We start from the raw sequence: 6,228 nt of genomic DNA, 5'->3' as shown, positions 1-6,228 counted from the left end.
GCCCGGCCGCAGGCGGCCGGTCCGCCCGGCGGCGGGCGCCGGCCGTGGTGCCCCGCCGTTGCCGAGCGACCGGGCCACGGGCCCGGCGGCACCCCCACCCGAACACCCTCAGGCCGTCACCCGACTTCCCGCCAGGAGAACCCGTTGTCCGCGCAGGTCACCCGCCTCCCCGCCTACCGCGTCTCCCACCACCACTACGACGGCACCATCACCGCCCGGCACCGCACCGCCCCGGAAGCGGACGCCCTCCTCGCCTCCCACCTGTTCGACCAGGACGAAGTGGTCGCCGACCCGGGCCTGACCGGGCGCATCGCCCTCATCCGGACGGTCACCGGCCCACGCAGCGCGACCGACCCCACCCCCGTCACGGCCACCAGGACCACGTTCCTGGACCCGCTGCACACCCCGAAGCCGACGCCCCGCCAGTACGACGACCTGTGCATCGTCCAGGCCCCCCGCGGCCGCACCGTCGCGGTCCTCACGGCCGACGGCCGCGTCGACGCCGGAATCCTCGCGGTCCCGCCCGCTGCCACCACCCGGCTCCTGACCCGCGGGTGGCTGTCCGTCACCGATGTCCCCACCGGCCCGCCGCAGGTCACGGTGTCCTGCGCCGGACTGATCGCCATGACCCACCACCGGCACCAGATCTCGATCGTCTCCGGCTCCGCCGACTACACCGACCACCGCAGACTGGAGCGGACCGGGGGATGGATCACCAAGGCGTGGTGCACCTGCGACTGGGTCACGACCATCGCCGGGGACAGAGCCCCCGTCCGGTACGCCGTCCGCAACCACCGGCGCGAGCACCTGCGCGCAGCGCTCGACACGTTCGCCTGACACCGCCCCAGACCGCCAGCCGTTCCCGGGCCGATCGGTCCGGGACCCCCGCCCCGACTCCGGGAATCCTCGTGAGCCTCTACGACCTCCCCGCCACCTGCGGCGCCCACGCCAGCTCCGACCGTGACGCCGGATGCCGCCTGCCCGTCCCCGCCCGCCGGTGCCACCGCACCGCCACCCGCCGCGTCATCGCCTACGCCACCACCACCCCCGACCTGTACGCCGTGCACACCGAGGACACCTGCGACGAGCACGCCGAACCCCTCGCCGCGCACTGGCGCCGCCACGGCGTCCGCCGCCCCGGCAAGTCCACCCGCCACGACGTGCTCCCCCTGATCACCGCATACCAGCGGGCTCACACCGGCGCCTACCCCACCGCCCTCGCCGCCCCCCTGCCCGGCATGCCCGCCCCCGGCCACCACCACGCCCCGGCCCCCCGCCGGCGAGCCGTCCGAATCGCTAGCGCCCACCTCTACCGGTCCGCCGAGACCGGCGCCCGCTTCGGCCGCCTGGACATCGAGCCGTCCGCCGCCTCCCGTCTCGGCAAGGCCCGCCGCGAGATGGTCATCCATCTCGCCCGCGCCTACGGCTGCCAGCCCAGCCCCGGCATGAGCCGCAGCGGCCCATGGGCCGACCGGCTCTCCCTGCAGATCCACGGCGACGAGGCCCACATCCGGGCCCTGGCCGCCGCCCTGCCCTGGACGATCAACGCCGCCGAGAGCAGCTGCGCCAACGCGGCCCGCGCCTACACCTCCTGGCTGCGCCGCCGCCCCGAGGGCGACCACCAGGAGCGCGAGCGCCCCGCCCTGCGCACCGCCTGGAAACGGCACTACCTCCCCGCCTGGACCCGGCGTTGGACGATGCGGATGCAGACCGCGGCCGCCGGCGAGGCGGGCCCCCTGCTCGCCGGGCGCCTGCCCGACGACGCCGACTCCTACCCCGCCCACCGGGCCGCCGACCGCGACGCCGACGAGGTCTGGATCGGGCTCGCCGCCCACCACCGCGACCGCGTGCGCCTCGCCGAGGAGAGCGCCGCCCGCCAGACCGAAGACGCCGCCGCCCAAGGCCTGCCCGCCCCCACCGCGTTCGTCGTTCCCCGGCCCCCTGACCCCGGCGGCATCATCACCGCACCCGGAGTCGTCCACCCCCCGCCGCCGGCCGCCCCCGTCGACTACGGCCGCCGCACCCGCTACCAGCGCCCCCTCGACATCCAGACACCCCGGCCCGCCGACCAGCTCACCCTGTGGCCCGTCCCGGCATACGTCCTGCCCGTCCCCCGCGTACCGGCCCGGCCCCCACGCCCCCAGCCCCAAGGCCGCCCACTCCTCGACGTCCTCGCCGGACACCCGCTCACCTGACGACGGACCCCCCCGAACCGGAACGAGACGTCGACACACCCCCACCGTACGTGGTTAAATAGAAGTATCTGGGAGGGGTGGCAGCCCCCTGTCAGGCGCCCGACGCGCCGGATTCCACCCGTCCGGCGCCCCTTCACACCAAGGAAGAACCCGTGACCGACATCCACACCGCCCGCACCACAGCCCGGCACGCCCAGGAGCGAGCCGACGCCCTCACCGCCGAGGCCGACCGCCGAGCCGCGTCCGCCTCCGGGATGTACGACCGGTTCGCCGGCGGACAGCCGATCCTCCTCGGCCACCACTCGGCCCGCGGAGCACTCCGCCAGCGAGACCGCGCCGACTCCGCCACCCGCCGCGCGATCGAGGCCCGCGCCGCCGCCACCAGCGCCCAGACCCGCGCCAACGAGGCCCGGGCCGTGATGGAGCTCGCCGAGGTCGCCGCCCAGCGCGGCCGCCCCTGGCAGCCGGGCGACTTCCGGCCCGGCGACATCGTCGAGGTCCGCACCTTCCGCACCTCCGTCGACCTGTACCGGGTCAAGCGCGTGAACAGCGCGACGCTCACCCTGGAGGGCCCCGGCGGCGGATACGACGACCCCCGCCGCGAGTACGACCGGATCCTCGCCCGCCACCGCGGCGACGCCCGCGTCACCGACCCCGCCACGCTCGACTGACCCACCCCACGACCGGGGCGCGCGGCGCAGACGCCCGCGCCCCCGCAGCAGACCCCGACGGGTCTCCCCGGAGCCGGCCGACTCACCGCGGCCGGCCCGGACGAGGGCACAAAGAGGGCCCGGTGCACATGGGCAGCGGCACCGGGCCCGGTTGGCCCTTCACAAGACCAAGGATCCCCTTCACAAGGACGAGGAACCACCACCATGGTAGACGACACCCGCAGCACCGCCCCCGACCAGCCGCAGCCCTACGACGTGGTCTATCTGCGGCCCGGCAACGCATTCGGCATCGCCCCCGAGGTCCCCCTCACCGTCGCCGACTTCGGCCCCACCCCCGGAGTCTGGGAGCTGACCCACCAGGAGCAGCACCCCGACTACTGGGACTGGGCCGCCGCCGCCACCGTCGCCGACATCGCCACCGTTCTGCGGTTCAGCCCGGATTCCACGCGATCCTGGAGCCTGACCCATCCCGAGGAGTAACCCCGTGATCACCATCGACGGACGCCCCGTCCTGTCCCGCGCCGACATCCACCAGCAGTACGGGTACGCGATGAGCGCACTCGAACGCTGGTGGGCCGCCCGCGCCGAGAACGGGCACCCCGACGTCGTCGACCGCATCGGGAACACCCAGTACTGGGACGCCGAGGCGTGGACCGAGTGGGACCGCAAACGGCTCAACCCCGAGGTGGATCCCCGGCTGCGTACCCGCGACGAGCTCGGCCAGGACCACGGCCTGAGCCGGTCCAAGCTCGCCGCCCTGTGGCGCGACCGTGAGACGAACGGCCACCCCGCCCCGGTCCGGATCGGCGGCGTGATGCGCTGGGACACCGAGGAGTGGGGCCGCTGGTACGAGCAGCAGCGCACCACCCGCGCATACCCCGTCACCTCCACCGTCGACCAGCAGGCCGCCGCCGGCGACCCCGACGAGCTCATCGGCTCCGCGGAATTCGGGCGCCTGCTCGGCCACCGCGACCACAGCTGGACCGCCAAGGCCGCGCTCGCACCCCCGCCCGGCTTCCCCGCCCCCCACACCTGGGGCGACCCCGTCGGGCGCAAGCGCCCCAAGTGGCGCAGGGGCGACGCCATCACCTACACCCAGAACCGCGGGGAGATCGCCGCCGCCCAGCCGGTACGCCGCCGCCGCGCCGGCAGCACCAACCAGCAGCCCTACATGTACTACGGCGACCCCCGCCTCACCCTCGCCCGCGAGGTCATCCGCCAGCACCCCGACGCCAGCCAGAGCGAACTCATCGAGCGGCTCCACCAGCGCTCCGACCAGCCGGCATCCCGCAGCACCTGGCGCAACATCGTCATCACCGCCCAAGAACACCCCGAGGACTGACCCATGACCCCATGCCCCCGCTGCAGCGGCCCGCTCGGCGACACCCCTGCCCGCTCGCGCATGACCACCGAGCGGACGATCTCCATCTGCGCCGTCTGTGGCACCGACGAGGCCGTACGCGAGTTCAGTGGTCTCTCCCCCGTCCCGCCCACCGACTGGCCAGAAGATTGGAAGAAGCAGGCCAGCTGACCAAGAGGGAACCCTCCGGGTGCTCCCATCCCTGACTGATGGCTCGTTGGAACGGGGGTGATCATCTCGAACCTCAATGGGCCTCTCGATCCGGCCGCCGGGCCGGTGGTCGTGCCCGCGTGCAGGCTGTGCCCGTACATCGGCCCCGCGCACCGCATCGACACTGAACCGCGCATTGTCCTGGAAGCCGTAGCGCAGCACGCGAACGACGCCCACCCCTCGGTCCTTAATGCCCCGTACCCCCGCATCCTCTTCGGCGTCGCCACCGATGCGAGCGATGCGGGCCTGCTGGCACTTAACGCGGCCCGTGCCGCCAACCCGTACGGGCCGCTCGACACAGGATTGCGCGAGCTCGGTCGCTGACCCAACTGGACAAACGCACAAGTAGTGGAGAGAACAGGTGGCCGAGACCATCACCGTCGATATCCCCGCTCAGGCTGGCAGTGAGGCCCCCGGTGAGCAGACCCAGGACGCCGACCCGGGGCACGGTGGCCGCATCATCGCGGCTCTTGAGTCGGCATGGGCTGCCATGAAGGCCCATCACCCCGACATCCCCGAGGTCGTTATGATCACCGGTACCAGCCGACAGCTCGGCGGTCAGCGGTGGGGCCACTTCGGTCCCGAGCTCTGGGCCCTCCCTGAGGAAGGCATCCGCCGCCGCGCGAGTGAACTGTTCATCGCGGGTGAGCTCATCGCCAAGGGCGGCCGCGCTGTGATGGAAGTCCTCTTGCACGAGGCCGGGCACGGAGTCGCCCACACCCGGAAGATCAAGGACACGTCGGGCGACGGGAACCGCTATCACAACCAGCGTTTCGTCAAGATCGTCGAAGAGCTCGGACTCAAGAAGCCCGCCAGCCCGGTCAAGACTCACGGGTGGTCGTTCTGCACGATCACCGACGAGACCGCCGCCAGGTACGCCGACGTCATTGCCGAACTGGACGCGGCCGGACTGCCCTACCTCGGCGCCATGTGGGACGCGCCCGTGGGCGGCGATGACGACCAGGAGGAGGGCAACAACGACGGCCCCGCCGGAGGCGACGAGGACAAGCCCAAGAAGAAGCGCCGAGGCGGGAAGCGGTTCGCCGTCGCGTGCGGGTGCGACCAGCCCCGCCGACTCCAGATCACCCCCAAGTCCCTGGAGGACGGCCCGATCATCTGCGGAGTCTGCCGCGAGGACTTCACCCCCGAGGAGACCCCTGACGGACCCCGCGATCGAGCGGATTGACGCGTCGCTCCGGACGCGTGGCCTGAGTGAGGGCGCCGGCGGCTCGCCCCGGGCATGGCCGAGTCGCGACACGTGAGCCTGCCCGATTGCTGGCTGACCGTCAGCCACGGAGGCAAAGAAGCGTTTTCACTCTCACGCGCCACACCGTTGCATCAGAACTTGCAGCAAGATTGGCTGTGAGTCTGGCATGATCAGCATCATGAAAGAACTGCGACGTCTGGGACCGAAGAAGGGAACACGGTTCCGCCCTGCTTCGTACAACCCCGACAGCGGGGCGCAGTACCGGCCTGGGTCCAACTTCGACCCCGAAGAAGCCATGAAGCTGCTGGCCATCTGTGAGGCCGTGGACATGTCCGTGGCCGGTTTCCTGAACCGGATGATCGAGTTGATGGACATCGATCCGGAGACGAACGTTCCGGTGGGGTGGCCGCAGTCGGTAGCACTCAAGGAGGCCAGCTAGAAGGGCCAACACCTGATCCGACAACTGAATTGGGCTCTCGCCAACTACCCGGACTTCCTAACCGGGAATGCGGCGCCAGGGCCTTCGGGGTCTCAGCCAACAACGGTTGTGGCGACCAGACGCTGAGACTCCCGATCTCCAGACGA

At 72.1% G+C, this 6,228-nt stretch carries 9 protein-coding genes; all 9 read left to right on the top strand.

Going from position 1 to position 6,228, the window contains the following annotated elements; translation table 11 throughout:
* Window positions 1–144: 144 nt before the first annotated feature.
* The 9 genes from ABTY59_RS33645 (at window position 145) to ABTY59_RS33605 (ending at window position 6,082) form a co-directional block, all read left to right on the top strand.
* Entirely contained in the window at window positions 145–837 is a 693-nt protein-coding gene (locus ABTY59_RS33645; protein WP_352022913.1) for a hypothetical protein, read from the top strand.
* A 71-nt stretch (window positions 838–908) separates the two neighbouring features.
* Window positions 909–2,195, top strand: a complete 1,287-nt coding sequence (locus tag ABTY59_RS33640; RefSeq protein ID WP_352022912.1) for a hypothetical protein — start codon at window positions 909–911, stop codon at window positions 2,193–2,195.
* Between the two features lie 152 nt (window positions 2,196–2,347).
* Complete coding sequence (locus ABTY59_RS33635; protein WP_352022911.1) at window positions 2,348–2,866, top strand: DUF3560 domain-containing protein; 519 nt, start codon at window positions 2,348–2,350, stop codon at window positions 2,864–2,866.
* A 204-nt stretch (window positions 2,867–3,070) separates the two neighbouring features.
* Window positions 3,071–3,346: a DUF6211 family protein gene (locus ABTY59_RS33630; protein ID WP_352022910.1), complete on the top strand. Its 276-nt coding sequence runs from the start codon at window positions 3,071–3,073 to the stop codon at window positions 3,344–3,346.
* 4 nt (window positions 3,347–3,350) lie between these two features.
* A complete protein-coding gene (locus tag ABTY59_RS33625; protein WP_352022909.1) occupies window positions 3,351–4,208 on the top strand; it encodes a hypothetical protein in 858 nt (285 codons plus the stop codon).
* A 3-nt stretch (window positions 4,209–4,211) separates the two neighbouring features.
* Window positions 4,212–4,397 carry a hypothetical protein gene (locus ABTY59_RS33620; RefSeq protein WP_352022908.1) on the top strand — a complete coding sequence of 62 codons (186 nt, stop codon included), beginning with the start codon at window positions 4,212–4,214 and terminating at the stop codon, window positions 4,395–4,397.
* A gap of 57 nt (window positions 4,398–4,454) precedes the next feature.
* Entirely contained in the window at window positions 4,455–4,760 is a 306-nt protein-coding gene (locus ABTY59_RS33615) for a hypothetical protein (RefSeq protein ID WP_352022907.1), read from the top strand.
* A gap of 37 nt (window positions 4,761–4,797) precedes the next feature.
* Window positions 4,798–5,622, top strand: coding sequence for a hypothetical protein (locus tag ABTY59_RS33610; protein WP_352022906.1), 825 nt, complete (start codon window positions 4,798–4,800; stop codon window positions 5,620–5,622).
* A 187-nt stretch (window positions 5,623–5,809) separates the two neighbouring features.
* Entirely contained in the window at window positions 5,810–6,082 is a 273-nt protein-coding gene (locus ABTY59_RS33605; protein WP_352022905.1) for a hypothetical protein, read from the top strand.
* The last annotated feature ends 146 nt before the right edge of the window (window positions 6,083–6,228 follow it).

The sequence above is a fragment of the Streptomyces sp. NPDC096079 genome (assembly GCF_040303145.1).
Taxonomy (GTDB): domain Bacteria; phylum Actinomycetota; class Actinomycetes; order Streptomycetales; family Streptomycetaceae; genus Streptomyces.
This window is presented reverse-complemented; position numbering and strand designations above follow the sequence as displayed.

Coding starts and splice junctions, on each gene's coding strand:
- ABTY59_RS33630 (WP_352022910.1), top strand. CDS start 3,071: ATGGTAGACGACACCCGCAGCACCGCCCCCGACCAGCCGCAGCCCTAC.
- ABTY59_RS33620 (WP_352022908.1), top strand. CDS start 4,212: ATGACCCCATGCCCCCGCTGCAGCGGCCCGCTCGGCGACACCCCTGCC.
- ABTY59_RS33605 (WP_352022905.1), top strand. CDS start 5,810: ATGATCAGCATCATGAAAGAACTGCGACGTCTGGGACCGAAGAAGGGA.